Here is a 25,422-nt window from a genome sequence, read left to right on the forward strand (position 1 = left end):
GTCACCTGCTGGGCTTTCGGGGGGCGCGGCGCCGGGGTGGTGGGGGGCCGCGCCGGGGGGGGGGGGGCGCGGGGGGGGTCCTGACCGGGGCCCGGGGCGCCCCCCACGCCTCGCAGGCTCGGCGCGGGACCCTGCACCGCGGCCGCGGTGCAGGGTCCCGTCGTCAGCCGCTGCAGACGAGGCCGCGCCGCAGCGCTTCCAGGTTGGCGGCCATGAGGCCGGGATAGGTCTGCTCGGCCGTCACCCGCTCGATGGGGTGCAGCACGTCGGTCGCCAGCCCCAGGTCGGCGGCGAGGACCTCCGCCACGGAGGAGCCCGCGGCGGCCTCGAAGAAGATCGTCCGCGCGCCCGAGCTCAGGACCGCGTCGGCCGCGGCCCGCACCCGGCTCGGCGGAGGCTCGACCTGCGGGTCGAGGCCGGCGACCCCGACCTGGCGCAGGCCGTACCGGTCGGCGAGGTACCCGAACGCCTCGTGCGTCGCGAGCAGCGTGGCCCCCTGGCAGGGAGCGAGGGTCTCGGCGTACTCGCGGTCCAGGTCGGCGAGCGAGTCGGCCAGCCGTCCGGCCGCCGCGGCGTACTCCGCCGCGTGGTCGGGGTCGACCGCCGCGAGCTCCTCGGCCACCTGCTCGCCCAGCTCGGCCAGCCGGAGCGGGTCGAGCCAGAAGTGCGGGTCCGGCCCCCGGTCGGCCACGGCGGCGGCGTCCACCAGGTGCTCCGGTGGCTGCTGGTCGAGGAGCTCGTCGAGCGCCGGCTGCAGGCCGCCGGAGAGGTGGACGACGACGTCGGCCTCGCCGATGGCCGCGACGTCCCGGGGTGCCGGCTCCAGCCCGTGGGTGTCGTCGCCGGCGGGCGTCAGGTTGGTGACCTCGACGTGCTTCCCCCCGACCGCCTCGGCGACGTACTCGAGCGGGTACGACGAGACGAGGACGTCGACGCCGCCGTCGTCCGGTGGGCCGGCCGGGTCCCCGGCGCACCCGGAGACCGCGCACAGGACGAGCCCGGTGAGGGCCGCCCTCCGCGCGGCACCGGCGGCGATCACTCGCCGTTCTCGTCGTGCTCGTCGCCCTCGGCGTGCTCCTCGTCGCCGTGCTCGTGCGCGGTGTGCCCCTCGACGTCGCCGGAGACCCCGGCGAGCTCGATCGGTGCCACCTCCAGGTCGCCGCTCTTCCACACCGCGCCGCCCTCGACGTCGACCGCGTGGATCTGCTGGGTGGCGGGCTCGGTCACGTAGGCCATGCCGTCGACGACGACGACCTGCGGGTGCGGGTCCTGCCAGTCCTCGGACTCCTCCCAGGCGCCGGTGACGGGGATGGAGCGGGTCACGGTGCCGGAGACGGGGTCGATGACCTGCAGGGCGCCGTCGTAGGTGAGGACCAGGCCCTCGCCGTTCGGCCCGCGGCCGAAGGAGCGGTACCAGTAGGGCGCCGGGAGGTCGACCAGGCGCAGCTCCGCGGTCGTCGTGTCGATCAGCGCGACGGTGCTGGACCGGTCCTCGGCGCTGCGCTCGTAGTCGCCGAGCACGATCGGCGACTCCTCGGTGCCGAACTGGTTGCCGATGCGCCCGTACTCGTCGGGGCTCTGGATCTTGGTGAGTTCGCCGCCGGCGTAGAGCACGGCGCCGTCCTGGCAGCCGATGACGATCGCCTCGTCGGCGGCCACGGTCTCGCCGTGGACGGCGGGGCAGTCGTCGCGCGCGGCGATCTCCTGGCCGTGGGCGTCGAGGATCCGGACGCCGCTGCGCGACTCCTCGGTGCCCTCCGACACCAGCATCGTGCCGTCCTCCAGCTCGACCGCGACGCCGTGGTGGGCCTCCGGGGTGGAGGACCGGGTGAGCTCGACGTCGTCGTCGGCGATGTGCGCGCTGTCGAAGGCGGTGATGTCACCGGTGCCGTCGTCGAACAGGACGGTGCGGCCCGCGTGGGCGACCACGTGCCCGGGCTGCTCGGCCTCGAAGAGCACGTCGGTCAGCTCGGGGTCGGCGGTGTAGTAGTGCGCGTGGTCGCCGTGCGGCTCGCCCCAGGCCCCGCCGTCGAGGAGGCGGAAGCCGCCCTGCGTGGAGACCAGGAAGTGGCGGCCGTCGCCGGCGGGGTTGAGCCGGTTGAAGCCCTCGAGGGGTTCGTCGGCGAGCACCTCGAGGGTGGTGCCGTCGAGGACGAGCAGCCCGCCGTCGTAGGTGGCGGCCAGGCGCGGCTGGTTGGCGCCGACCTCGGTGGGCTCGGCGGCGGGGTAGGGGGTCGTCTCCTCCGCCGGCGCGGCGGTGGCGCCCGCGTCGGTCGATGCGCAGCCGGTGACGGCGGCCAGGGGGACGACCGCCGCGAGGACGGTGGTTCGGAGGGCGGCCAGGGGACGCACGGGGGGCTCCTTCACGGGATGGACGGGACGCCGACACCGTAACGAATACGACAATCATTCTCACTGGTCGGGTGCTCGCGGGCCCCGGGCCCGCGACGCCGTCGCGCACGCGACCGGCGCGGGACGCACCGTCCCCGGGGCCGCAGGAAGGTCAGCTCCGCGTGGTACCCATGACGGGTGGGTGTGCGGAGTCTGCTGGGCCGGGTGATCGGAGCCGGGGTCCTCTCCGCCGTGCTCCTGGTGGTCTCCACGGCCCTCGGCATCTGGTGGACCGCGCGGCAGGACGCCCGGCCGCAGTCCGATGCCATCGTGGTTCTCGGGTCGGCCCAGTACAACGGCGTGCCGTCGTCGATCTTCGAGGCGCGACTGGAGCACGCGCTGAGGCTGTACGAGCAGGGCGTCGCCCCCGTGATCGTGACCGTGGGGGGCAAGGCCGCCGGCGACCAGTTCGCCGAGGCCGAGGCCGGCCGCGACTACCTCGCCGCCACCGGCGTCCCCGCCGAGTCGCTGCTCGCGGTGCCCGAGGGGGTGGACACCCTGGAGAGCATGCGGGTGGTCGGCGAGGCCTTCGCCGAGCGGGGCTGGGAGCGGGCCGTCCTGGTCACCGACCCCTGGCACGCGATGCGCGCCGAGCGCATGGCCGAGGACGCCGGGATGGAGGCGGAGAGCTCCCCGACCCGTCAGGGCCCGGCCGTGCAGACCCGCGCCACGCAGTTCCGCTACATCCTGCGGGAGACTGCTGCCTACCTGCTCTACCGAGTGACCGGTGAGAGCGTCGCCGGCGCACCCGGCATCGGCTGAGGGAGGACACGGTGCTCGAACTGGGCAAGGCCGGCACCTCCGGCGTCGGCGGGGGAGTGGTCCCCGTCCTGTCGGACGGCGCGGTCGTGGCGACCCTGCGGGCGGAGAACTGGCGGGAGGCGGCGACCGCCGTGATCGGTGACCCGCGCTGGCTCTTCGGCAAGCAGAAGGGCGTGCTCAGCGGCCGCTGGGAGGTCGACCCCACCGACTCCTCCCGGCTGCGCGCCCGGCAGACGTCGTTCTGGAAGAGCACCTGGGGCCTCGACCTCGAGGGCGTCGTCCTGGAGCGGGCGACGGCGTCGGTGTGGAAGAGCTCTCACCGCTACACCGCCGGGGCGCGCACCGTCGCCGAGTCGGGGACGACAGGCGGCTGGTCGCCGCGGCCGACGCTCCACGCCGAGCCGACGGTGCCGCTGCACCACCAGGTCTTCCTGCTCTGGATCGAGCTCGTTCTCTCCCGCCGCAACACCGCCGTGACGGGGGACGCGGTCGGGGTGGCCGTGATCGGCGGGAGCAGCTGATGGCCGGCCGGGGCCGCATCCGGGCGGCGGACATCGCGCTGGTGCGCGAGCGCAGCAAGATCGACGACATCGTCGGCGAGCACCTGCAGCTCAAGCGCGCCGGCGGCGGCAGCCTCAAGGGCCTGTGCCCCTTCCACGACGAGAAGTCGCCGTCCTTCCAAGTCACGCCGTCGAGGAACCTCTTCCATTGCTTTGGTTGCGGGGTAGGTGGCGACGTCATCTCCTTCGTCCAGCAGATCGACCACCTGTCGTTCAGCGAGGCCGTCGAGCTGCTGGCCAACCGCGCCAACATCGAGCTGAAGTACGAGGACGACGGCGGACGTCCCACCGCCGGGCCCGACCGCGCCTCGGTGGGACAGCGCGCGCGGCTGGTCGCGGCCAACACCGCGGCGGCCGCCTTCTACGCCGAGCAGCTGGGCACCCCCGATGCCGCGCCGGCCCGCCAGTTCCTCGCCGACCGCGCCTTCGACCGGCAGGCGGCGCTGGACTTCGGCTGCGGCTACGCCCCCGGCGGCTGGGACGGGCTGACCCGCCACCTTCGGGCCAAGGGCTTCACCCAGGCCGAGCTGGTGACGGCGGGGCTGGCGAAGGAGTCCTCCCGGGGCACGCTGATCGACCGGTTCCACCGCCGGCTGGTGTGGCCGATCCGCGACATCACCGGCGACGTCATCGGCTTCGGCGCCCGCAAGCTCATGGACGACGACCCGGGGCCCAAGTACCTCAACACCCCCGAGACGCCGCTCTACAAGAAGAGCTCGGTGCTCTACGGCATCGACCGCGCCAAGCGCGACATCGCCCGCCGGCACCAGGCGGTCGTCGTCGAGGGCTACACCGACGTCATGGCATGCCACCTGGCCGGCGTGACGACGGCGGTGGCCTCCTGCGGCACCGCCTTCGGCGCCGAGCACATCGGCGTGCTCCGCCGGCTGCTCATGGACCAGGACGAGTTCCGCGGCGAGGTCGTCTACACCTTCGACGGCGACGCCGCCGGCCAGGCCGCGGCGATGAAGACCTTCGCCGAGGACCAGCGCTTCGTCGGGCAGACGTTCGTCGCGGTCGAGCAGGAGGGCCGCGACCCGTGCGAGCTGCGCCAGGAGCAGGGTGACGCCGCCGTCCGCGACCTCGTCGCCCGGCGCACCCCGCTGATCGCCTTCGTGCTGCGGACGACGCTGGCCGGCTACGACCTCGACACCGTCGAGGGCCGGGTCGCCGCGCTCGAGAAGACCGTGCCGCTGGTGGCGGGCATCAAGGACCACGCCCTGCGCCCGGCCTACGCCCGGGAGCTCGCCGGGATGATCGGCAACACGGACGAGGCCGAGGTGCTGGAGCGGGTGCGGCGGCTGACCGGCGACGGGGGAGGGGCGCCGTCGCGGGGCCGCCCGCGTGCGCCGAAGCGGACGCCGGACGATGCGGCGGTCGCCGTCGAGCGCGAGGCCGTGAAGGCCGCGCTGCAGGCGCCCGAGTACGCCGGTCCCTCCTTCGACGTCGTGCCTCCGGGTGCCTACACCGACCCGGACTACGCCGCCGTCGCCGCGGCCGTGGCCGGGGCGGGCGGCACCGCCGGCGTGACGGTGGCGGGGCCGGCGTGGCTGGACCAGGTGGCGGCGCACTGCGAGCGGGAGAGCGCCCGGGCGCTGCTCACGGCGCTGGCGGTGGAGCCGATGCGCTCGGTCACCGGCGAGTGCGACCCCGCCTACGTGAACGCGATCCTCGCCCGGCTCCAGGAGATGGCGACCGTGCGCCAGGTGGCCGCGCTCAAGGGTCGCCTGCAGCGGATGAACCCGGTGGAGCAGGCCGACGAGTACACGAAGGTCTTCGGCCAGCTCGTCGCGTTGGAGCAGCAGGCGCGGTCGCTGCGCGAGCGGGCGATGGGCGGCCTCGCGTCGTGAGTCTGCTGGAGAACCTCCGGCGCCGGTTCGCGCGCCCGCCCGCGGAGGTGCGCGCCGCCCTGGCCGACCCCGACGAGCGCGTGCTCGCCTGGGGGGTCCTGGCCCGCGACGCCGGCTGGCTGGTGGCCACCTCCCGCGGCCTGCGGGTGATCGGCCCCTCGGGCGGTGGCGTGCTGCCGTGGCACGAGGTGGGGCACGCCCGCTGGGTCGCGACCGCCGACGGCGGCGGCTCCTTCAGCGTGACGCCCCTCACCGAGGTGGAGCCGGGGGTGCAGGCGCGCCTGTCCGCCGTGCGGCACGTGCTCACCGACGCCGGCGACCTCCCGGCGACCGTGCGCCGGCGGGTCGACCAGACGATCGTGACCAGCCGCCGCAGCCCGCTGCCCGACCGGGGCGGCCTGCTGCTGGTGGCCCGGCGGGTCCCCGGTCAGGCAGCCCGCGAGTGGACCGTGGTCTTCGACGACGACGCCGACCGCGACGACCCGGTGGCCCGCGACATCGCGCGGCAGAAGCTCGCCGAGGCGCTGGCCGCCGAGCAGCCGGACTGAGCCGGCGGGCGGCTCAGCGGGGCGGCTCGCCGCCCAGCTGCGACTTCAGCGTCGAGACCGCGTCGTCGGCCTTCGCCTGCGCCATGCCGGCGAGGCTCTGCAGGCGCGGGTCGTCCTTGGCGTGCTCCCAGGTGCGGCGGATCTGCTCGTAGCGCTCGCGGCCGGCCCGCGATCCGAGCACGTAACCAGCACCGAATCCGGCGAGGAACGACAGCTTGGCCACGGGAACCTCCTGGTTGAACGGGCGGTGAACGACGGTCACCGTACCTGTGGCGGGCACCGCCCCGCCCCCGCGAGCCGCGTGCCGGGGCACATCGGCCGTGGGGTACTCTCGTCGGGCCAGCGGGTCGCGCCCGCTGATCCCCCGTAGCTCAATTGGCAGAGCATGCGACTGTTAATCGCAGGGTTATTGGTTCGAGTCCAATCGGGGGAGCAGAACAAGGCCTCCGACCAGCGGTTTCGCCAGTCGGGGGCCTTCGTCGTCCCTGTCCTGGGCGCTCGGCCCAGCACCTGCTCAGGTACGTGCAACTCCGACGCGCGCCACCTCAGCCGAGGACCAGCGCGGGGACCGTGCTTCGCGCACCGTCTGACGGTGGTGTGGACGTCCGTCGTCATGGACGCCTCCTCGTGCCCGCTCGCGGCCTCGTGCACCTCCCACGGTGCCGCGTTCGTCCCGGATGCGGCCGGGCACCGGGTGGCCGCCGCCGTGCGCGCCGGACGCGACCGGTAGGAGCACGTACCGCCCTCGACGCCCATCCCCGAGTCCGACGCGCCGGCTGGGGAGGCCAGCCGGTCGGCCGTGTCCCGCGTCCCAACCTCCGTGTGAGTCCTGGGGCTTGCGGTATAGAGCCGGGATGGCTGTCGCCCCGAGCCCCGAAGAGGTCTACGAGCGCGCGAAGCACGAGGGTCGTCGTCGGCTCGCCATGTCGCCCCTGGACAAGGTCGCCACCGCGTTCATCGCCGGGGTGACGATCGTGTTCGGCATCGTGGCGCTCGGGGTCGTCGAGGGGCTGCTCGAACCGGACGTCGGCGGGGGAGTGGCGACCGTCGCGGGCGCGTTGGCGTTCGCCGTGGGCGTCGTCTTCCTGATCGTGGGACGGTCGGAGCTGTTCACCGAGGACTTCTTCGACCCCGTCGCGGCGGCGATCGAGGAGAAGGGCCGCAGGCCGTGGGTCCAGCTGGGCCGGCTGTGGCTGCTGACGTTCGCGCTGAACCTGGTGGGCGGCGGGATCCTGGTGGCGCTCATGACGGTGCCGGGCGCACTGCCCACCGGCGCTGCGGACGCCCTCGTCTCGGTGGCCGAGGACATCGCCGGCAAGGACTGGGCGGCGACCGTCGTCCGCGCCATCTTCGCCGGGGCGCTGATCACTCTGCTGTCGTACATGGTCCGGGCCTGCAACAGCATGGCGGCGCAGATCCTCGTCGCGTTTCTCGTCGGTTTCCTCCTGGCGCTGGGGCCGTTCGACCACGTCGTCGTCTCCGGGTTGCACCTGATGTTCGGCATCTGGCTCTCCGACGCCGTGGCCTACGTCGACCTGTGGAAGAACATCGGTCTGGCCACGGCGGGCAACATGATCGGTGGCCTTCTCCTGATCACCTTGACCCACACGGCCCAGGTCAAGAGCTAGCCGCGGCGCGGCGTCGCGTCGCGTCAGGCCGGCCGCGACCATGGCTGCGCCGGTGGCTTCCGCGCCGCCCGCGGGCTAGCGTCTCGGTGGGTCGAAGACGCGGCCTCTGCCCGCACCGGTGCGGGTGCCGGCCGTTGCCCTGCCGCCGCCGGCGACTCCTCCTCGTTCGCGAGGTGACCGCAGTGGCCCTGTCGTCCGCTTCTCCGACCGATTCGCACCACGAGGACGCCTCACGGCTCCTCGCGCGCCTGGACCTCGTGACCGGCCACCTGGAGCTGGTCGGACGGGTCGACCGGGCAACCGCGCACCTGCTCGAGGACGCCGTCTCCGCGCTCCTGCTCACCTCGTGCGCGCAGTGGACCCTCGACCTCAGCGCAGCCACGGTGGGCGATCAGCACGGTCTGCGCGCCATCGCCGTCGCCCACCGCCGGGCCACCCGGCACCGCCGGCAGTTCACCCTCCGGGGCGCTTCGCCCACCCTGCAGCGAGCGGCGCTGGATCTCGGTGGCGCGGCGCACCACCCAGGCGCGGGCGTCGTCAACCCGAACTGACCGGGCGTCACGCCCGCCGGGACGGGGAGGACGGGTGACGGCGCGTCGATCCGGGACGGTGATCATCAGGACGGCGAGGTGACCGCCGTCGGTCGCCCGCCTCGCGTCCGCCCGCCCGCCGGCAGCTGACGAGCCGGGGATCGCCCCGGCGTCCATGACGTTGCCGTGTCAACCTCGGCTCTACCGGGGAGCTCTCCTCCGCCGTCCGGGAACGCCTGCCAGACTTCTGTTCCTGGCGACGACGCGCGCCAGAGACACCTCTCCACCCCTTCCGGGACCGCGCGGACGCGTCTCCCCGTGGCAGGGCAGCCCTGGACGCCGGCTGGACGACCGCCCGACGACTCCGTCCACCCCTGCGGACCGTGCGCGACCTGACCTGAGTGGAGCGCGATGCCGCAGCAGACCGAAGCGCACCACCTGATCAAGGGTTTCGGCCGGGCCGTCGGCGGAGCCCTGCTCTTCGCCATGCCCGTCCTGATGACGATGGAGGTGTGGCGGCTGAGCCTCGCCGTCGACCGCTACCGCCTGGCCGCCCTCGCGGTCGGGACCGTCCTGCTGGTCATCGGCCTCGCCCGCCACCTGGGAGGCTCCGGAGCGTCGGGATGGCGCCCTGCTCTGGTGGACGCGGGCGTGGCGTTCCTCGCTGCCGCCGTCGCCGCAGCGGTCATCCTCACCACCCTCGACGTCCTGGACTGGCTGCGGAACTGGCAGGACGCGACCTCGATCCTCGGCCTGGAACTGCTGCCGGCCGCGGTCGGGGCCTCCTACGCCCGCACCCAGCTCGGGCAGAACAGCGCCTCACCGGGCAAGTCCGGGTACGGCCACGAGCTCTTCCTGATGGTGGCCGGGGCGGTGGTGTTCGCCGCGAACCTGGCACCGACGGAGGAGATCGTCCTGCTCGCGGCCACGATGACCCCCTGGCACACGCTGGCCCTCATCGGCGTCAGCCTCGCGCTGATGCACGCCTTCGTCTACGGGGTCGGTTTCGGCGGGCAGGAGCAGGACGAGGGCCCCGTCCGGGCCTTCACCACCTTCACCGTCGCCGGCTACGCGCTCGCGGTGTGCGTGTCGGCGTACCTCCTGTGGACGTTGGGCCGCTTCGACGACACCGGGCTGCTCATGGCGGTCACCGAGACGGTGGTCCTGGCCCTCCCGGCGAGCCTGGGCGCCGCGGCGGCCCGGCTCATCCTGTGACGAGAGGAAAGCCCCATGCCCGAATCCGACGAGGACGCCCAGGACCAGGGCGCCGGTGGTACGTCAGCGGCCGAGTACGCCGCGGGCGGCCTGGGCGGAGTGCTGGTGCTGCTGCTGATCGCCTTCCTCGGCTACCAGGCCGTCGCGGTCCGGGAGAGCGGCCCGGAGCTGGCCGTCGAGATAACGGCCATCGAGCAGGCAGGTCCCGGTTACGAGGTGCACGTACGGGTGCGCAACGACGGTGGGACCACGGCCGAGACGGTGCAGCTCAGCGGTCAGCTGACCCGGGACGGGCGTCAGGTCGAGCAGGCCTCCGCGAGCGTCGCCTACGTTCCGCCGGAGAGCCGGCGTGAGGCGGTGCTGGTGTTCTCGGCCGATCCGCGCGACGGCGAGCTCACGGTTGGTCCCGAGGGGTACAAGGTCGCCTGAGTCGGTGACCGCCGCGCTCGCGCACCCCCGCCCGGCGTCCTCATGACGCACGTGGTCACGGCCGCCGGCTGACGGGGCGACCGTCGGGGGATCGCCGCAGTCAGGGCCGACGGACGGCGTAGCGCAGCAGGACGACGCCGTTGCCGAACCGCCGGTTCTCCACCAGGTCCAGCTCGGTCGGTCCGTCGGCGCTCTCGAACAGCCGCCGGCCGCGGCCGAGGACGACCGGGCTGACGTAGAGGCGGTACTCGTCGACCAGGTCCAGCCGGCGGAAGGTCTGGACCAGGTCTACCCCGCCGAGCGTCATGTCCCCGCCCGGCTCCTGCTTCAGCGCGCGGATCTCGTCGGGGTCCACCGCTGCGCGCAGCGTCGCGTTGGGGCCCACCCGTTCCAGCGTGCGGGAGAAGACGATCTTCGGCGTGGCGCGCCAGATGCCGGCGAACTCCTGCATGACCGGCGGGAAGTCCGGGTTCTGGTCGGCGGTCGGCCAGACCGCCTCCATCAGCTCGTAGGTGACCCGGCCCTCCACGAATGCGCTCATCGTCGCGAGCTGCTGGTTGAAGTGCGCGTGGAGCTCCTCGTCGACCAGGTGCCAGCTCAGGTCGTGGTCCGGCCCCTCGAAGTAGCCGTCCAGCGACAGCGTCATCTGCACGACGATCTTGCGCATGCGTCCTCCTGATCCGTGACCGGGCGGGAGCTCAGACCGGTGGACTCCGGCGATCTCATCGGTCCCGCCGCTGCGGCTCGGCACCCGAGCGGTCAGGGAGTGCTCCCGCGGCCGTCGAACTCGGCGAGCAGCCGCCGCGGCGCACGTGCTCGCCACGCGTCCTCCACCAGCTCCGCGAGCTCGTCGACCGGGATCCGCCCGAGCCGCACCAGGACGACGGCGTACCCGTCGAAGTGCGGCGTCGTGAGGAAGACGTCGGGCGCCGCCGCGAGCAGCGAGGCCTTCACGCCCTCGTCGGCCACGCACACCCCCAGCACCGGCTCGTCCTCGTCCGGCGCCGCGGTGCCGAGCGCCGCGCGGTCGGCCGGCCGCAACGGCCGCACCCAGACGAAGCCCTTGCCGTGCACCCGCCACGACGGCTGCCCGCCGTACGAGGGGTGCTCGTCGGTGTCCGGCAGCCCGGCGACCAACCGTCGGACGTCCTCCCAGGTCGCCATCCCCGCAGTGTGGTCCCGTCGGGGCGCCGGTGGGAGGGTGCCTCCGGTGGCGCGGTGATCGGCCACCCGACGACCGGTGCAGCCATCGAGAGAGGAACGACCGTGCCGACCGACCCCTTCGCCGCCTTCCGGGCGGCGGTCGAGAGCCGTGACGTCGACGCCGCGGTGCGGCTGTTCGCGGACGACTGCGTCTTCCTGTCGCCGATCGTCCACGAGCCCTACCGCGGCACCGGGCCGCTGCACGCGATCCTCACCGGCGTGATGTCCGTCTTCGAGGACTTTCGCTACACCGCCTCCTACGCGGCCGACGGCGGGCACGTCCTCGCCTTCGACACCCGGGTCGGGGACCGCGCCCTCCAGGGCGTGGACATCCTGCGCGGCCGCGGCGGCGTCCTGACCGAACTCACGGTGATGGTCCGGCCCTACTCGGCCGCGACCGCGCTCCGCGAGCGGATGGCGGCGCTGCTCGCGTGAGGACGCCGGACCGGGGCACCGCTCCCCGTAGGGTGCAGCGCGCCACGGGGAGCCGGTGCGGGCGAGGAGGGAAGACGCGATGACGATGGGTCCCGATCGGGAGGACGCTCAGGACGAGGACCGCCCGCCGATCACCATCTTCGGCCCCGACTTCCCCTTCGCGTTCGACGACTGGATCACCCACCCCTCGGGCCTGGGGGCCGTCCCGCCCGAGCGGCACGGGGAGGAGGTCGCCATCGTCGGCGCCGGGATCTCCGGCCTCGTCGCGGCGTACGAGCTGATGAAGCTGGGCCTCAAGCCGGTCCTCTACGAGGCCTCGCAGATGGGGGGCCGGCTGCGGTCGGCCCGGTTCGAGGGCGCGCCGGAGGAGATCGTCGCCGAGCTGGGCGGCATGCGGTTCCCCGTGTCGTCGACCGCCTTCTACCGCTACGTCGACCTGCTCGGCCTGGAGACCAGGCCCTTTCCGAACCCGCTGACGCCGGCGTCGGGCAGCACGGTCATCGACATCGAGGGCGAGACGCACTACGCGGAGTCCTCCGAGGCCCTGCCGCCGCTGTTCCGGGAGGTGGCGGCGGCGTGGGCCGACGCACTGCAGACCGTCGGGTTCGCCGAGATCCAGGACGCCATCCGGGCGCGCGACGTGAAGTCGCTCAAGGCGCTGTGGGACGAGCTCGTGCCCCTGTGGGACGACCGCACCTTCTACGACTTCATCGCCAGCTCGGAGGCGTTCTCGCGGCTGTCCTTCCACCACCGGGAGGTGTTCGGCCAGGTCGGCTTCGGCACCGGCGGCTGGGACTCCGACTTCCCGAACTCGATGCTGGAGATCTTCCGCGTGGTGATGACCAACTGCGACGAGGACCAGCGCTTCGTCGTCGGCGGGGTGGAGCAGGTGCCGTGGGGGTTGTGGAACCACGCCCCCGACGCGCCCGCGCACTGGCCGGCCGGGACGACGCTGGCGAAGCTCCACTCCGGCGGTCCCCGTGCCGGTGTCGCCGCCATCGCCCGGGACGCCGACGGCGCCTTCGCCGTCACCGACGCCTGGGGACACGTCGCCCGGTACCCCGCGGTGCTCGTCACCTGCCAGAGCTGGCTGCTGACGACGCAGATCGACTGCGACGAGAGCCTGTTCGCGCAGAAGATGTGGACGGCCCTGGACCGCACGCGCTACATGCAGTCGTCCAAGACCTTCGTGATGGTCGACCGGCCGTTCTGGAAGGACAAGGACCCGGTGACCGGCCGCGACGTCATGAGCATGACGCTGACCGACCGGCTGACCCGCGGCACGTACCTGTTCGACCACGGCGACGACAAGCCCGGTGTCATCTGCCTGACGTACTCGTGGATGAGCGACGCGCTGAAGATGCTGCCGTACCCGGTGGACCAGCGCGTGCGGCTGGCGCTCGGGGCGCTGAAGAAGATCTACCCCGGTCTGGACATCGCGCAGCACATCATCGGCGACCCGGTCACGATCTCCTGGGAGGCGGACGCGCACTTCCTCGGCGCCTTCAAGGGCGCCCTGCCGGGCCACTACCGGTACAACCACCGGATGTACTCCCATTTCGTGCAGGACGACTTCCCGCCCGAGCACCGGGGGATCTTCCTGGCCGGCGACGACGTCTCGTGGACGCCGGCCTGGGTCGAGGGCGCGGTGCAGACCTCCCTCAACGCGGTCTGGGGCATCATGCGGCACTTCGGGGGCCGCACCCACGCGGGCAACCCCGGCCCCGGCGACGTCTTCGCCGAGCTCGGCCCCGTCGCGCTGCCCGACTAGCTCACGCGGTGCCGGCGTCCAGGGTCGAGCGGCTCCAGTCGGGACGGCGCAGGGGGAGCCGGCTGTCCCCGCCCGGCCGCACGGCGAGGACCTGGTTCACCCCGACCCGGTGGCGCTCGAATGCCAGCGCCGAGCCGGCCAGGTAGAGCCGCCAGACGCGTGCCCGCCCCGGCGAGGACGCCCGCACGGCCTCGTCCCAGTGCGCCTCCAGGTTGCGCACCCACGCCCGGCAGGTCAGTGCGTAGTGCCGGCGCAGCGCCTCGACGTCGCACACCTCGAAGCCGGCCTCCTCCAGCACCTGCACGTGCGTGGCCAAGGGCTGCAGCTCGCCGTCGGGGAAGACGTAGCGCGTGAGGAACGACCCCGGGTCGGGGCGGTCGGGGCCGGCCGCGGGGCCGCGGGCGATCGCGTGGTTGAGCAGCCGGCCACCCGGCGCGAGCAGGTCGTGCAACCGGCCGGCGTACCGGGGCAGCTGGTCGCGGCCCACGTGCTCGGCCATGCCGACCGACGCGATGGCGTCGAACGGGCCGTCGTCGACCTCCCGGTAGTCCCGCAACCGCACCTCGACGCGGTCGGCGAGCCCGGCGTCGGCCAGCCGGCGGCGGGCCAGGTCCGCCTGGGCGCCCGAGATGGTCACCCCCACCACCGAGACGCCGTACCGGGAGGCCGCGTGCAGGGCCAGCGAGCCCCACCCGCAGCCGACGTCCAGCAGCCGCATCCCCGGTTCCAGTCCGAGCTTGCGGCAGACCAGGTCCAGCTTCGCCTCCTGCGCGCGCTCGAGCGTCGCGCCGGGCTCGGGGAAGTAGGCGCAGCTGTAGACCAGCGACGGGCCGAGCAGCAGGCGGTAGAAGTCGTTGCCGACGTCGTAGTGGTGGGTGATGGCGCTGCGGTCGCGGTGCAGCGAGTGCCGGAGGCCGTGCAGCCGGGCCTCCTCCGGCGGCGGCGCCGGAGGAGGCCCGAGGACCCCCAGCCGGAGCAGTGGGCCCGCCAGCCGGGCGAGCACCCGCCGGTCCAGGCGCAGGTCGGGCCGGGACGGCAGGTCGTCCGGGAAGCTCAGGGCGGCGTAGAGGTCCCCCTCGATGTCGAGGTCGCCGCTGACGTAGGCCCGGGCCAGGCCCAGCTCTCCCGGCGCGTGGACCAGGCGGCGCAGCGCCCTCCGGTGGTGCACCACGAGGGTGGGTGCGCCGTCGACGAGCGTCTCGGAGCCGTCCCAGCAGCGCACCGAGAGGGGGAGCGGTGCGCCGATCAGGAGGCTCCCCAGTTCGTGGACCAGCCGGCTCGCGCCCCGGTGCGCCATGCCCCGACCCTGGCAGAACGACCGCGCCCCGGGGGAGGGGTTCCGGCGCCGGCGTCCGCTTAGAACAGGTCGACGACGAACCGCCCCGCCGTCCAGACACCCAGCCCCATCAGCGCGCCCCCGAGCCCGAGGAGCAGGACGATCCAGGCCGCGGCGAGGCGGTCGCGCCAGGTCGACGCGTGCGGCGCGGGGGGCGTCGGATCGGGGAGCGGCCGGGCGAGCCACTGGGCGGCGTGCTGCTGGGTGCAGAAGTCGGCATCCACGAAGCGGAACTCGTCGGCCTCGTCGTGGCGGGTGACCTCGAGGTGGACCCAGCTGCGGCCGCCGTCCACGTCCGCCCAGGGACGGCCGCACGTGGCGCAGGCGGAGGCGTCGTGCCGGTCGGGCAGGATCACCCCCGGCACGGTAGCGGTGGGCGACGGCCCGCTGGACCAGGCGCACCGGGCCTCACGTGCCCGGCTCGTCCACTCCCCGGCTTGCTCCCTGCCGTGCCCTGGGGCCACCCTCGCACTAGCCGGCTCACGGTGCCGAAGGGATGCCGGCGCACCGGACGAGCGAGGAGAGGGCATGGTGGCCCAGCGACGGACGCGTGCGGGCAGGCGCGGGGGAGCCGCCGGCGGCCCCGGGCGCAGGGCCGCGCTCGTCCTGGCCCTCGCGCTCGGAGGCCTGGCCGCCTGCGGGGCCGGGGCGACGTCCCCGGCGCTGGAGGCCGAGGTGCAGGGGCTGCGGGAGGAGGTCGACGAGCTCCGCGACCGGGTCGAGGCGCTGGAGCAGCAGCCGCCCCCGTCCGCCGCCCCCAGCGGGGCCCCGCCCACGGAGGACCCCTCGGCGCCCGGCGACGGCGAGCCCACGCCCGACGGCGGTGCCGGGCAGCCGTTCGACGACCCCGCCGGCCTGTTCGAGGATCCCGAACCGCTGGTCGGGCAGGACGTCACGGTGACCGCCGAGGTGGTGGAGCTGGTCTCGGTCGCCGACGTGGGAGCCGCCTTCCGCCTAGGCGACGGAGACGGGACCACCGTCGGCGTGGTGACGCCGACCCCGCCCGGTGACCTCGAGGTCGGCGACGTCCTGCGGGTCACCGGACCCGTCGGGCGCGTCGAGCGGGATTCCTTCGAGGCGGACTTCGGGATCTCCGCCGACGTGCTGGCGGAGGACCCCGAGAGGCTGTTCACCGAGCTCGGCGGGGAGATCGCGGTCGCCGCCCGCGAGGCGGAGGTCGTGCGGCAGTCGTCCGGCTGAGCCGGAGCTACGGGAGGCCCGCGCCCGCCGCCGGTTGCGGTGCCGGTTCCGGTGCGGGTGGGGGCGCGGGTGCCGCCCCGTCCGGGACGGCGGGTGCCGGCCGGGGGGTGGCCAGCGGGTTGTCGCGGAGGTAGTCGAACACCCGGTAGGCGACGGCGACGAGCGGCACGGCCAGCAGCGCTCCGGCGAGGCCCCAGAGCAGCGAGCCGGCGGTCACCGAGACCAGGATGACCACCGGGTGCAGGCGCAGTGACCGGCCGACGATGATCGGGTGCAGGACATTGCCCTCGACCTGCTGCACCACCAGGACGGCGACCAGCACGATGATCGCATCGGTCAGGCCGTTGGTGACCAGGGTGACGAGCACGGCCACCGCCCCGCTCACGGTCGCGCCGAACAGGGGGATGAAGGCGCCGACGAACGTCAGCAGGGTGAGCGAGGGCCACAGCGGCACGCCCAGGATGACCAGCGCCAAGCCGATCCCCACCGCGTCGATCAGCGCCACGATGACGATGCCCCGCACGTACTGCGACAGCGTCGTCCACGCCGTCCGCCCGGCGCCGTCCACCTGGGCGCGCCGCCGGGCGGGCACGAGCCGCAGGACCCAGGCCCACATCGACGCCCCGTCCTTGAGCAGGAAGAAGGTCAGGAAGGCCACCAGGAGGACGGCGGCCAGGACGTAGAGGGCCATGCTCGCCGCCGCGGTCGGCTCCGGCGCGAGCCGGAAGAGGCGGTCCACCACGGCGTTGCGGGCCTCGGTGACCTGCTGCGGGTCCAGGCCCAGCGGCCCCTCGATCAGCCACACCCGGATCCGGTCGATCCCGGCGGCCAGGGGGCGGGTGAGGTTGCGCAGCTGGTCCGCGGCGCGGAAGCCGACGAGGAACCCGGCACCGATCAGGACACCGAACAGGAGGAGCACCGACAGCAGCGCCGCGGCCGCCCGGGGCAGCCCGCGGGCCAGCCACCGGGTGATCGGCGCGATGACGGCGGCGAGCAGCAGGGCCACGGCGATGGCGACCGTCACCAGCGGCAGGCGCAGCAGCACCCAGAACAGCAGCCAGGCGATCCCCGCCAGCGCCAGGACGGCGGCGCTGACGACGAGGGTCCGCACCGCCCACGCGGGTGCGGCGGGGACCGGGGCCAGCGGGTAGCGCTCGGGCGCCGTCGCGACGGTCCTCGGCGCGGGCGAGCCGGCGCCGTCCTGCGGCGGCACACCCGTCGCCCGCCTCGACCACCAGCTCACCGCCGTCGTCCCGTCCGCACAGTCGCTCCTCCGGTCCTGGTGATCCCGTTCCTCCCGTGCCGGTAGCGGCAACGGGGTACCTGCGCATCCTCGGCCACCGCGGCACGACCGGCCGGGCGAACCGCGACGGCGCGGTGGAGCACCGCTCCCGGCGCTCCACCGCGTGCCGCGTGCGTCAGCGGATCAGTCGTTCTGGCCCTGCTCCTGCAGCACCTCGATGCTGTCGGCGGAGATGGCCACCGATCCCTCCTCCTCCTGGAACCACGCGTCGGCGTCCTCGAAGAGCTCGTCGGAGGCGACGCCGAAGTCCTGCTCGAAGGTGTCGCGCTGCACCTGGACGACGGTGCCGGTGACCTGGACGACGTCGTTGGCGTCCATCTCCGCGGTCTGGGCGGCCGAGACGACGGCGATCGGGTCGCCCGACTCGCCGGCGATCCGGAAGGCGCTGCCGACGTCCGTGGTCGTCACCATCTCCGAGACCTCCGCGCTGACGGTGACCTCCTGGCCGACGTAGGACTGGCTGTCCTCGAAGAACGCGGCGGTGTCGTCCTCCGCCCCGAGCGGGTCGACGGGCGCCTCGGTGCCGACGCCCTCCTCGAGGGCACCCACCCGCTCGTCGAGGCCGGCCAGCTGGTCCTCGACCTGCTGGAGGTCGTCGGCGGTGACGCCGCCGGCCTCGGGACCTGCCGAGTCGTCGCTGCAGGCCGCGAGGCCGCCCAGGCCCAGCACGGCGGCGGCGAGCGCGGTCGCGGTTCGGCCCGCCCGCTGCTTGCCGGTGGACGTGGTTCGTGCTGCGTTCGTGGTCATGCTTCCCCCTCTGGGATCCGGCCGGTCGGAGCCCGGCCGATGTCGGTCTGGACGGCGCACCAGGTGCCCGCTGCACGGCAGGGGGGCGCGGTGTGTGCGCGCACCGACACGGATCCGACACCGATCCGCCACATGGTCACGGAGCGGTCACGGGCGGGGGCGAGGAGCAGGCGCCTCCCGGGTGGATTCCGCGGCGACGCGGTCCGGGCCCCTCCCGCCGGCAACGGCCCCCGGTTCTGTTGCGGTCCTCTTGCAGATCCGTGTCAGCACGGGTCGAATCGCTGTGACCGCCGCGCGGACGGGCACATCCGGCGCAGCGGCCGCCGACGTCGCGGCCGCTCCCGCCGTATCCCGGAGGTCGCCATGTCCCAGCCCGTCCTGTCCCGACCGACCTCGTCCGCGCCGCAGCCCCGGAGCCTCGCGGCCATCGACGGGGACCTCCGGTCCAGCCGCAGCGTCCGCCTGGACGCGGAACGGGAGCTCGCCGAGATCCGGCGGCGCCAGGAGGAGCTCGCCGATCTCGAGGCCTCCCTGCTGGTGACGATCGACTGCAGATCGCGGATGGTCGACCACCTCCTGGACGAACGGCTGCGCGCCGCGGCCGCCCTGCGCGCCCCGGCGGCCGAGGAGTGGCACCCGTTCGGCGCGCTGGGCTGAACGGGCCGTCTGCAGCGGGCTGCCGTCCGGGCACCGACGCCGGGCCCGGCACGGTTCGTCAGGAGAGGAGATCCGCCCGTGACCGACGACATCCCCCGCGTGGGCGCCGCCGACAGCAGCCTCGCCCTGCTCCGGGAGGGGTACACGTTCGGCACCCACCGTTTCGCCGCCGTGGGGACCGACGTCTTCGAGACGCGCCTGATGCTCCGGCCGGCCGTCATGGCCTATGGCGAGGAGGCGGCGCGGCTGCTGTACGAACCGGACCGGATGACCCGCCGCCGGGCGCTGCCTCCGACGGTGGTGACGCTCCTGCAGGACCTGGGCAGCGTCCAGATGCTGGACGGTTCGGCGCACCGCCACCGCAAGGCGATGTTCCTGTCCCTCATGACCCCTGCCGCGCTGGACGACCTGGCCGACCGGGTGGAGGGCGAGTGGCGGGACGGGGTGCGGCGGTGGGCCGGCGCGGGCGACGTCGTCCTGCTCGACGCCGTCCACGAGGTCCTCTGCCGGGCCGTGTGCGCGTGGGCCGGGATCCCGCTCACGCCGGCCGAGGTGGGTGAGCGCACCCGGCAGCTCGCCGCGATGGTGGCGGGCGCCGGGGCCGTGGGGCCGCGGAACCTCCGCGGGCAGGTCCGTCGGCACCGGGCCGAGCGCTGGGCCGGTGCGGTGATCGACCGGATCCGCAGCGGTGCGCTCCCCGTGGAGGAGGGTCGGGCCGCGGACGTGATCGCCTCGTACCGCGACGAGGAGGGCCGGTTGCTCGACCCGGAGGTCGCGCGGGTGGAGCTGATCAACGTGCTCCGCCCGACGGTGGCGGTGGCGCGGTACGTCGTCTTCGCGGGGCTCGCGCTCGCCCAGCACCCCGATGCCCGCGCCCGCGCCGCCGCCGACGAGGAGTACCGCCGCTGGTTCGTGCAGGAGGTCCGCCGCTACTACCCGTTCTTCCCGGCCGTGGGCGGACGGGTGCTCGAGCCGTTCGACTGGCGCGGCCGCCACTTCGGGCCCGGTGACTGGTTCCTCCTGGACGTCTACGCCACCAACCACGACCGCCGGCTGTGGGACGAGCCGGCTGCCTTCCGGCCCGAGCGGTTCGCCACCTGGGACGGCGGCCCGTACAGCTTCGTCCCCCAGGGCGGCGGGGACGTCGAGGCGGGGCACCGCTGCGCGGGCGAGTGGCTCACGATCACGGTGGTGGAGCGCGCCGTCCGGCTGCTCACCACGGCCATGACCTACGACGTCCCGCTGCAGGATCTGAGCATCGACCTGTCACGGATGCCGGCGGGCCCCGCCAGCGGGGTGCGCCTGTCCGCTGTCCGGCCGGTGGGGTGAACGGCGCGGCCCGCCCGCACCGCCCCGGGCCGGTGCTCCGTGTCGAAGCCGTGACAGCGGCGGCCGGGCGGTTTCCGCCGGCGGGTCCGGGTAGCCGTCCACCGGCACGACCCCCAGCGAGAGGAGATCCCCGTGTCCGCAGGACGGGTGGTGGCGGTGCGGACGACCCCGTCGGTCGTCCCGCCGATGGAGGAGAGCAACGAGGCCGAGCCGGAGCAGCTGGCCACGGCCCGCCGGCAGAGGGACGCCGACCGCCGGCTCGTGCCGGGCCTCGACGTCACCGTCACCGTGCCGGACGCCTCTCCGCGCGGGTCCGAGACCCCGTACGCGGGGTGACGGCGGTGCCCGGCTCCCAGGTCGCCGGCGTCTCCACCCGGCGGGTGGTCGAGTCGCTGCTGGGCGTGCCCTTCACCGAGGGCAACAGGGTCGACGTCCTGAGGGACGGCGACGAGACGTTCCCGGCGCTGCTGGAGGCCATCGCCGCCGCACGACGCAGCGTCGACCTGCTCTGGTTCTCCTGGCGGGGCGGGGAGATCAGCCACGAGGTCGCCGGAGCCCTCGCCCAGCGCGCCCAGGACGGCGTGCGCGTCCGGGTCCTGCTCGACGGCTACGGCGCCAAGCACATGGACCGGGGCGACCTGCGTGCCCTGCGCGGGGCCGGGTGCATCGTCTACTTCTATCGGCCCATGCACAGCTTCCGGGTCACCGCCTGGAACATGCGCACGCACCGCCGCGTGCTGGTGTGCGACGAGCAGGTCGGGTTCACCGGAGGGACGGGCATCGACTCCACGTGGACCGGGAGCGGCCGGCAGCCCGGGGACTGGCGGGACACCGCCTTCCGGGTCCGGGGACCGGCCGTCGCGGGCCTCCGCGCGGCCTTCGTGTCCGCCTGGATGCAGGCGCAGGTCCGCCTCCCGGGCGGGCTGGTCTCGGCCGAGGACGAGTTCCCGGAGCTTCCGCCGGCGGGCACCACGGCCGTCCAGGTGTTCCGGACGTCGTCGCAGCCGGGGTGGAGCGAGGCGGCCGTCGCCATCGCCGCGCTGCTGCAGGCCGCCCGGCAGGACGTCCGGATCACCACGCCCTACATCCGGCTGCCCCGGTGGCTGCGCCAGTTGCTCTGCGACACCGCCCGCCGAGGGGTGCGGGTGCGCGTGCTGGTCAGCGGACCGCACCAGGAGCGACCGTCGGTGCACCTGCAGGCGGAGCTGGACTTCCAGCCGCTGCTCGACGCCGGTGTCGAGATCTGGCGCTACCAGCCCTCGCTGCTCCACGCCAAGGTGGTCTCCGTCGACGGCGCCGTCGCGCTGGTCGGCACGACGAACGTCGACGTCCGGTCGCTCGCGCTCAACGAGCAGGTGGGACTGGTGCTCGACGACCCCGTGGTCGTGGGGGTGCTCGACCGCCACTTCGCCGACGACCTCTCGCTCAGCGAACGGGTCGACGCCGACCGGTGGCGCGACCGGGGCCTCCGCAGGCGGGCGCTGGAGGTGGCCGCGGACGTGGTGGGGCGCCCCCTGCGGGGCATGGGGGCGGCCGGGCTGGCCGGTCGCCGCCCCTGAGAAGGCTGCGTTGCGTCGTGCTCGTGGGATACCGGATCGAGGACCCGGACGCCGGCATCGACGAGGCCCGGCCCGTCCTCTGCGGCACGGTCACCCAGGCGTCCGCCGACACCGCGGCCCCGGCGCCGTCGCCCACCCCTGCGCCGGAGGCCCCGACGACCGCCCAGGTCGAGCGCACCCCGGTCGGCGGTGTCGCCGCCGGTGGCGGCAGCACGGCCGGGACCGAGCACCAGGGGTTCCTCGCGCTGGGCGGCACCGCCCTCGTGGGTGCCGCCGTCGCCGCCGGCATGGCGGTCCGCCGGAGCCGCGGGACGCGCTGATCCTCGTCCGACTCGGTCAGGGACACCGCCACGAGCAGCCGCCACCGTGACGATTCCGCGTCGATCCACATCCGGTCGTGTGCCACCCATGCGGGACGGTCACGCTCTTCCGGTGACCGAGACGACGCAGTCGGCAGGCGGGCGTGGGCCCGCGGTGCAGCCCGTTGGCCGGGGGAGCGCAGCCCTGGCCGGGGTGGCGGCGGTCGCCGCGGGGCTCGGGCTGGCCGAGCTCGTCGCCGGGCTGATCCCCGGCGCTCCTTCCCTCGTCATCGCCGTCGGGGATGCGGTCATCGACAGCGTGCCCGGCTGGCTCGAGCAGTGGGCGATCGCGACGCTGGGCGCCGCTGACAAGCCCGTCCTCCTGGGCGGCGTCCTGCTCGTCTCCGTGCTGATCGGCGCCGCGCTGGGAGTGCTCGCCCGGCGCCACGTCATCCTGGCCGCCGGCGGGTTCGCCCTGTTCGCGACGCTCGGCGTCGTGGCCGCGCTGGCCGACGACCGCAACCCCGTCTTCCTCACCGTGCTCGTGGGGCTGGTCGGTGCCGCCACCGGCATCGCGGTGCTGGGTCTGCTCGTCGTGGGCCTGCCCCGCCGCGCGGTGTCGGCGGATGGCCGCTCGTCGACCGCCGACCCGGCCGACCCGGGAACGGTGCCCGCGATGAGCGAGCTGGACCGGCGGCGGTTCCTGGCCGTGACCGGTGGTGCCACCGTGCTCGGCGTGCTCGCCGGCGTCGGGGGCCACCTGCTCTCCGGCCGGGAGCGGCTCGACGAGCTGCGGGCCGCCATCCGGCTGCCGGTCCCGGTGAGGCAGGCCGGCCCCGTGCCTCCCGGCGCCTCCTTCGACATCCCGGGCCTCACCCCGCTGTTCATCCCGAACGAGGAGTTCTACCGGATCGACACCGCGCTCCGGGTGCCCACCGTGGACCCCGAGACCTGGCGGCTGGAGATCCGCGGGATGGTCGACGACCCGTTCACCCTGACCTACGCCGACCTCATGGAGCTGCCGCAGATCGAGGCCGACATCACCATCGCCTGCGTCTCCAACGAGGTCGGCGGCGACCTCGTCGGCAACGCCCGCTGGCAGGGCGTGCCGCTGCGCGCGCTCCTCGAGCGGGCCGGGCTGCAGGAGGGCGCCACCCAGCTCATCGGCCGCTCCGTCGACGGCTTCACCGCCGGGTTCCCCACCCTGACCGCCCTCGACGTGGAGGAGGCGATGGTGGCGGTGGCGATGAACGGGGAGCCGTTGCCGGCCGAGCACGGCTTCCCGGCCCGCCTCGTGGTGCCCGGCCTCTACGGCTACGTCTCGGCGACGAAGTGGCTCTCGGCGATCGAGCTCACCGACTGGGACGTCGACGGGTACTGGATCCCGCGCGGCTGGGCCAAGGAGGGGCCGATCAAGACGCAGGCCCGCATCGACGTCCCCGCATCCGGGAGCACCGTCCCCGCCGCGCGGCGCCCCATCGCCGGGGTCGCGTGGGCGCCGACACGGGGGATCGAGCGGGTCGAGGTGCGCATCGACGACGGCCCGTGGCAGGAGGCCGAGCTCGCCGAGTCCTACGACGTCGACGTCTGGCGCCAGTGGTACCTGCCCTGGGACCCGACGCCCGGGCGGCACGTGATCGCCGCACGGGCGACCGACGGGCTCGGCGAGGTGCAGACCGACGAGCGCACCCCCGTGGCGCCCGACGGTGCGTCCGGCTACCCGGTGATCGAGGTCCTGGTCCAGGCGTGAGCGCCGGGCGGCCGATCAGGCGGCGGCGTCCCGCTCACCGCCGACCCGGTCGACCCAGCGCGCCACCTGCTCCACCACCACGTCCGGGTCGGTCAGGGGCAGCATGTGACCGGCTCGGGGCACCTGCACCAGCTCCCCGTCGGGCAGGGCGGAGAGCAGCCGGTGGATCTCCGCGTTCGGCACCTCCGGGTCGCGGTCGCCGTGCACGAGCAGCGTGGGGGCGGTGAGGGAGTGCGCCCGCCGGACGCCGTCCTCGGTCAGGGCGCCCAGCGCCGATCCGGCCAGGGCAAGCGGCCGGGTGGAGAGGAAGTCGTCCCGCATGCGCGCCACGGCTTCCTGCGGCTCACCGGGGGCGAAGGCGAAGTGCCGGATGCCGCGGTCGGAGAGCGCCCGGACGGGCCGGAGCCGGCGGCCCCACCGGGCACCGGTGCGCAGCAGGGTGAACCACACCGTGCCCAGCCGGGCCCGCGCCCAGCCCGGCAGGCGGCGGCCGGGGAACCCCGGCGCCGTCACCCCCGCGCCACCGGAGCCGACGAACACGACGCCGCGGATGCGGTCGTCCCCGCTGCCGTCGACGTGCCGCAGCAGGACGGCCCCGCCGAGGCTGTGGCCGACGACGACCGCGGAGCCGCCCCGGGGCACGACGGCGTCCAGCACGGCCGCGAGGTCCGCGGCGTGCGCCGCCAGGCCGTAGCTCCCGGAGCGGGCGTCGCCGGACTGGGCGTGGCCCCGCAGGTCGTAGGCGACCACGCGGTGCGCCTCGCCGAGCCGCTGCGGGACGTCCCCCCAGGAGTCCACGGACATCCCCAGCCCGTGCACGAGCACGACGAGGGGGGCGTCCTGCGCCCCCCAGGAGTAGAGGGCCAGGCGGGTGCCGTCGAAGGAGGTCACGTCGGTCATCGGGCTCCCCTACCCAGGAACCGGCCCGGGGCCCGTGGCGACCCGCTGCGAGTGGGACGCGATCCCCGGCCGGCCATGATCGCCGCCCGGGTCACGGACGGCGCGGGCGAGGTCACGCGGCGTCCCGCTCAGCGGCGATCTCGGCCACCCACCGGGCGACCTGCTCCACCACCACGTCGGGGTTGGTCAGCGCCAGCATGTGGCCGGCGCCCGAGACCTCGACCAGTTCTCCGTCGGGCAGCTTGTCCATGAGTTCCCGGACCTCTTCCCCGGTCACCTCGGGGTCGCAGGTCCCGTGGATGACGAGCGTGGGCACGGTGAGATCGGGCGCCAGCTCGACGCCGTCATGGCTCACGCTCGCCAGCGTCGTCCCGGCGAGGGCTAGCGGGCGGGTGGTGAGGAAGTTGTCGCGGACCCGCCGCACCAGCTCCCTGGGCTCGCCGGGCGCGAAGGCCGCCCGCCGGGTGAGCCGGTCGGTGACAGGGTCGAGAAGGCGGATGCGCCGCCCCACTCGCGCCACGGTGCGCAGCACCGCGAACCAGGCCATGCGCAGGCGGGCGCGCGCCCAGTCCGGCAGGCCACCCGCCGGAAAGCCGGCCACGGTCACCCCCGAGCCGCCGGAGCCGGCGTAGACGGCCCCCTTGATCCGCGGGTCCAGCCCGGCGTGAGCGTGCTCGAGGAGGATGCCGCCACCGAGGCTGTGCGCCACCACCACCGCGGAGCCGCCCTCGGGGACCACCGCGTCGAGGACCGCGGCCAGGTCCCGGGCGTGCGCCGGGAGGCTGTAGTCGAGAGACGTGGCATCCCCGCTCTGGGCGTGGCCTCGCAGGTCGTACCCGATCACCCGGTGGTCCCCGGCGAGGCGTTCCGGGACCTCGCCCCACGAGTCGGTGGACAGGCCCAGGCCGTGCACCAGGACGATCACCGGGGCGGTGTCGGGTCCCCAGGAGTGCAGCGCCAGGCGGGTGCCGTCGAAGGAGGTCACATCGGTCATGGGGCATCCCTACCCAGGAGCCGGCC

General features: G+C 74.5%; 29 protein-coding genes and 1 tRNA gene. 19 read left to right on the forward strand and 11 right to left on the reverse strand.

The genetic code is table 11. The annotated features are described in order from the left end of the window. Positions 1-163 precede the first annotated feature (163 nt). Together ACI792_RS13050 and aztD are read right to left on the reverse strand one after the other, a co-directional pair. The gene (locus tag ACI792_RS13050; RefSeq protein WP_456602960.1) at positions 164-1,039 is read right to left on the reverse strand and encodes a metal ABC transporter substrate-binding protein; all 876 of its coding nucleotides are present in this window, start codon (positions 1,037-1,039) and stop codon (positions 164-166) included. After that, entirely contained in the window at positions 1,036-2,352 is a 1,317-nt protein-coding gene (gene aztD / locus ACI792_RS13055; RefSeq protein WP_456602961.1) for a zinc metallochaperone AztD, read from the reverse strand. The genes ACI792_RS13050 and aztD overlap by 4 nt, the downstream gene beginning before the upstream one ends. A 177-nt stretch (positions 2,353-2,529) precedes the next feature. On the opposite strand from aztD, the gene ACI792_RS13060 reads away from it, so the two are divergent. From ACI792_RS13060 to ACI792_RS13075, 4 genes are read left to right on the forward strand one after another with little or no spacing between them, the layout of a single operon-like run. Continuing rightward, positions 2,530-3,153, forward strand: a complete 624-nt coding sequence (locus ACI792_RS13060) for a YdcF family protein (RefSeq protein ID WP_456602962.1) — start codon at positions 2,530-2,532, stop codon at positions 3,151-3,153. 11 nt (positions 3,154-3,164) lie between these two features. Beyond that, the gene (locus ACI792_RS13065; RefSeq protein WP_456602963.1) at positions 3,165-3,674 is read left to right on the forward strand and encodes a hypothetical protein; all 510 of its coding nucleotides are present in this window, start codon (positions 3,165-3,167) and stop codon (positions 3,672-3,674) included. Continuing rightward, positions 3,674-5,563, forward strand: a complete 1,890-nt coding sequence (gene dnaG / locus ACI792_RS13070; protein ID WP_456602964.1) for a DNA primase — start codon at positions 3,674-3,676, stop codon at positions 5,561-5,563. The genes ACI792_RS13065 and dnaG overlap by 1 nt, the downstream gene beginning before the upstream one ends. Beyond that, positions 5,560-6,111, forward strand: coding sequence for a hypothetical protein (locus ACI792_RS13075; protein ID WP_456602965.1), 552 nt, complete (start codon positions 5,560-5,562; stop codon positions 6,109-6,111). The genes dnaG and ACI792_RS13075 overlap by 4 nt, the downstream gene beginning before the upstream one ends. Before the next feature lie 13 nt (positions 6,112-6,124). Here the strand turns inward: ACI792_RS13075 and ACI792_RS13080 are convergent, their stop codons facing one another. Next, the gene (locus tag ACI792_RS13080) at positions 6,125-6,334 is read right to left on the reverse strand and encodes a hypothetical protein (protein ID WP_456582904.1); all 210 of its coding nucleotides are present in this window, start codon (positions 6,332-6,334) and stop codon (positions 6,125-6,127) included. 137 nt (positions 6,335-6,471) lie between these two features. On the opposite strand from ACI792_RS13080, the gene ACI792_RS13085 reads away from it, so the two are divergent. The 6 genes from ACI792_RS13085 to ACI792_RS13110 all read left to right on the forward strand — a co-directional run bounded on the left by ACI792_RS13085 (position 6,472) and on the right by ACI792_RS13110 (position 9,913). Then, positions 6,472-6,544: transfer RNA gene (locus ACI792_RS13085), tRNA-Asn, on the forward strand. A 159-nt stretch (positions 6,545-6,703) separates the two neighbouring features. Continuing rightward, the gene (locus ACI792_RS13090) at positions 6,704-6,841 is read left to right on the forward strand and encodes a hypothetical protein (RefSeq protein ID WP_456602966.1); all 138 of its coding nucleotides are present in this window, start codon (positions 6,704-6,706) and stop codon (positions 6,839-6,841) included. A 124-nt stretch (positions 6,842-6,965) separates the two neighbouring features. Further along, positions 6,966-7,739 (forward strand): formate/nitrite transporter family protein, encoded by a 774-nt coding sequence (locus ACI792_RS13095; protein ID WP_456602967.1) that lies wholly within the window; start codon positions 6,966-6,968, stop codon positions 7,737-7,739. Positions 7,740-7,921: 182 nt separating this feature from the next. After that, positions 7,922-8,290, forward strand: a complete 369-nt coding sequence (locus ACI792_RS13100; protein ID WP_456602968.1) for an STAS domain-containing protein — start codon at positions 7,922-7,924, stop codon at positions 8,288-8,290. Between the two features lie 390 nt (positions 8,291-8,680). Then, entirely contained in the window at positions 8,681-9,484 is an 804-nt protein-coding gene (locus tag ACI792_RS13105) for a TIGR02587 family membrane protein (RefSeq protein ID WP_456602969.1), read from the forward strand. Between the two features lie 15 nt (positions 9,485-9,499). Beyond that, entirely contained in the window at positions 9,500-9,913 is a 414-nt protein-coding gene (locus tag ACI792_RS13110) for a hypothetical protein (RefSeq protein WP_456602970.1), read from the forward strand. A gap of 100 nt (positions 9,914-10,013) precedes the next feature. On the opposite strand, the gene ACI792_RS13115 is transcribed toward ACI792_RS13110, so the two are convergent. Next, a complete protein-coding gene (locus tag ACI792_RS13115) occupies positions 10,014-10,580 on the reverse strand; it encodes a dihydrofolate reductase family protein (RefSeq protein WP_456602971.1) in 567 nt (188 codons plus the stop codon). Positions 10,581-10,672: 92 nt separating this feature from the next. Continuing rightward, the gene (locus tag ACI792_RS13120; RefSeq protein WP_456602972.1) at positions 10,673-11,077 is read right to left on the reverse strand and encodes an MmcQ/YjbR family DNA-binding protein; all 405 of its coding nucleotides are present in this window, start codon (positions 11,075-11,077) and stop codon (positions 10,673-10,675) included. Between the two features lie 102 nt (positions 11,078-11,179). Between ACI792_RS13120 and ACI792_RS13125 the strand changes: the two genes are divergently transcribed. Beyond that, positions 11,180-11,551, forward strand: coding sequence for a nuclear transport factor 2 family protein (locus ACI792_RS13125; protein WP_456602973.1), 372 nt, complete (start codon positions 11,180-11,182; stop codon positions 11,549-11,551). Between the two features lie 79 nt (positions 11,552-11,630). After that, on the forward strand, positions 11,631-13,322 hold the full coding sequence (locus tag ACI792_RS13130) for a flavin monoamine oxidase family protein (protein ID WP_456602974.1): 1,692 nt from the start codon (positions 11,631-11,633) through the stop codon (positions 13,320-13,322). 1 nt (position 13,323) lies between these two features. Here ACI792_RS13130 and ACI792_RS13135 read toward each other — a convergent pair whose 3' ends face one another. Together ACI792_RS13135 and ACI792_RS13140 are read right to left on the reverse strand one after the other, a co-directional pair. Next, positions 13,324-14,619 (reverse strand): class I SAM-dependent methyltransferase, encoded by a 1,296-nt coding sequence (locus ACI792_RS13135; RefSeq protein WP_456602975.1) that lies wholly within the window; start codon positions 14,617-14,619, stop codon positions 13,324-13,326. Between the two features lie 59 nt (positions 14,620-14,678). Further along, a complete protein-coding gene (locus ACI792_RS13140; protein ID WP_456602976.1) occupies positions 14,679-15,014 on the reverse strand; it encodes a hypothetical protein in 336 nt (111 codons plus the stop codon). A 172-nt stretch (positions 15,015-15,186) separates the two neighbouring features. Here ACI792_RS13140 and ACI792_RS13145 point away from each other — a divergent pair, with 172 nt between their 5' ends. Next, positions 15,187-15,858: a hypothetical protein gene (locus ACI792_RS13145; RefSeq protein ID WP_456602977.1), complete on the forward strand. Its 672-nt coding sequence runs from the start codon at positions 15,187-15,189 to the stop codon at positions 15,856-15,858. 7 nt (positions 15,859-15,865) lie between these two features. Here the strand turns inward: ACI792_RS13145 and ACI792_RS13150 are convergent, their stop codons facing one another. After that, positions 15,866-17,071, reverse strand: a complete 1,206-nt coding sequence (locus ACI792_RS13150; RefSeq protein WP_456602978.1) for an AI-2E family transporter — start codon at positions 17,069-17,071, stop codon at positions 15,866-15,868. 213 nt (positions 17,072-17,284) lie between these two features. Further along, on the reverse strand, positions 17,285-17,908 hold the full coding sequence (locus tag ACI792_RS13155; protein WP_456602979.1) for a hypothetical protein: 624 nt from the start codon (positions 17,906-17,908) through the stop codon (positions 17,285-17,287). 363 nt (positions 17,909-18,271) lie between these two features. Between ACI792_RS13155 and ACI792_RS13160 the strand changes: the two genes are divergently transcribed. The 6 genes from ACI792_RS13160 (at position 18,272) to ACI792_RS13185 (ending at position 23,502) form a co-directional block, all read left to right on the forward strand. Continuing rightward, entirely contained in the window at positions 18,272-18,565 is a 294-nt protein-coding gene (locus ACI792_RS13160) for a hypothetical protein (RefSeq protein WP_456602980.1), read from the forward strand. Positions 18,566-18,643: 78 nt separating this feature from the next. Next, positions 18,644-19,894 carry a cytochrome P450 gene (locus ACI792_RS13165; protein WP_456602981.1) on the forward strand — a complete coding sequence of 417 codons (1,251 nt, stop codon included), beginning with the start codon at positions 18,644-18,646 and terminating at the stop codon, positions 19,892-19,894. 132 nt (positions 19,895-20,026) lie between these two features. Beyond that, positions 20,027-20,230 (forward strand): hypothetical protein, encoded by a 204-nt coding sequence (locus ACI792_RS13170; RefSeq protein ID WP_456602982.1) that lies wholly within the window; start codon positions 20,027-20,029, stop codon positions 20,228-20,230. 5 nt (positions 20,231-20,235) lie between these two features. Beyond that, positions 20,236-21,453 (forward strand): phospholipase D-like domain-containing protein, encoded by a 1,218-nt coding sequence (locus ACI792_RS13175; protein ID WP_456602983.1) that lies wholly within the window; start codon positions 20,236-20,238, stop codon positions 21,451-21,453. 17 nt (positions 21,454-21,470) lie between these two features. Further along, a complete protein-coding gene (locus ACI792_RS13180) occupies positions 21,471-21,773 on the forward strand; it encodes a hypothetical protein (RefSeq protein WP_456602984.1) in 303 nt (100 codons plus the stop codon). A 112-nt stretch (positions 21,774-21,885) separates the two neighbouring features. Continuing rightward, on the forward strand, positions 21,886-23,502 hold the full coding sequence (locus tag ACI792_RS13185; RefSeq protein ID WP_456602985.1) for a molybdopterin-dependent oxidoreductase: 1,617 nt from the start codon (positions 21,886-21,888) through the stop codon (positions 23,500-23,502). 15 nt (positions 23,503-23,517) lie between these two features. Here the strand turns inward: ACI792_RS13185 and ACI792_RS13190 are convergent, their stop codons facing one another. Together ACI792_RS13190 and ACI792_RS13195 are read right to left on the reverse strand one after the other, a co-directional pair. After that, the gene (locus ACI792_RS13190; RefSeq protein WP_456582376.1) at positions 23,518-24,402 is read right to left on the reverse strand and encodes an alpha/beta fold hydrolase; all 885 of its coding nucleotides are present in this window, start codon (positions 24,400-24,402) and stop codon (positions 23,518-23,520) included. A 112-nt stretch (positions 24,403-24,514) separates the two neighbouring features. Continuing rightward, positions 24,515-25,396, reverse strand: a complete 882-nt coding sequence (locus tag ACI792_RS13195) for an alpha/beta fold hydrolase (RefSeq protein WP_456602986.1) — start codon at positions 25,394-25,396, stop codon at positions 24,515-24,517. Positions 25,397-25,422 lie beyond the last annotated feature (26 nt).

The organism is Blastococcus sp. SYSU DS0669, assembly GCF_054050895.1.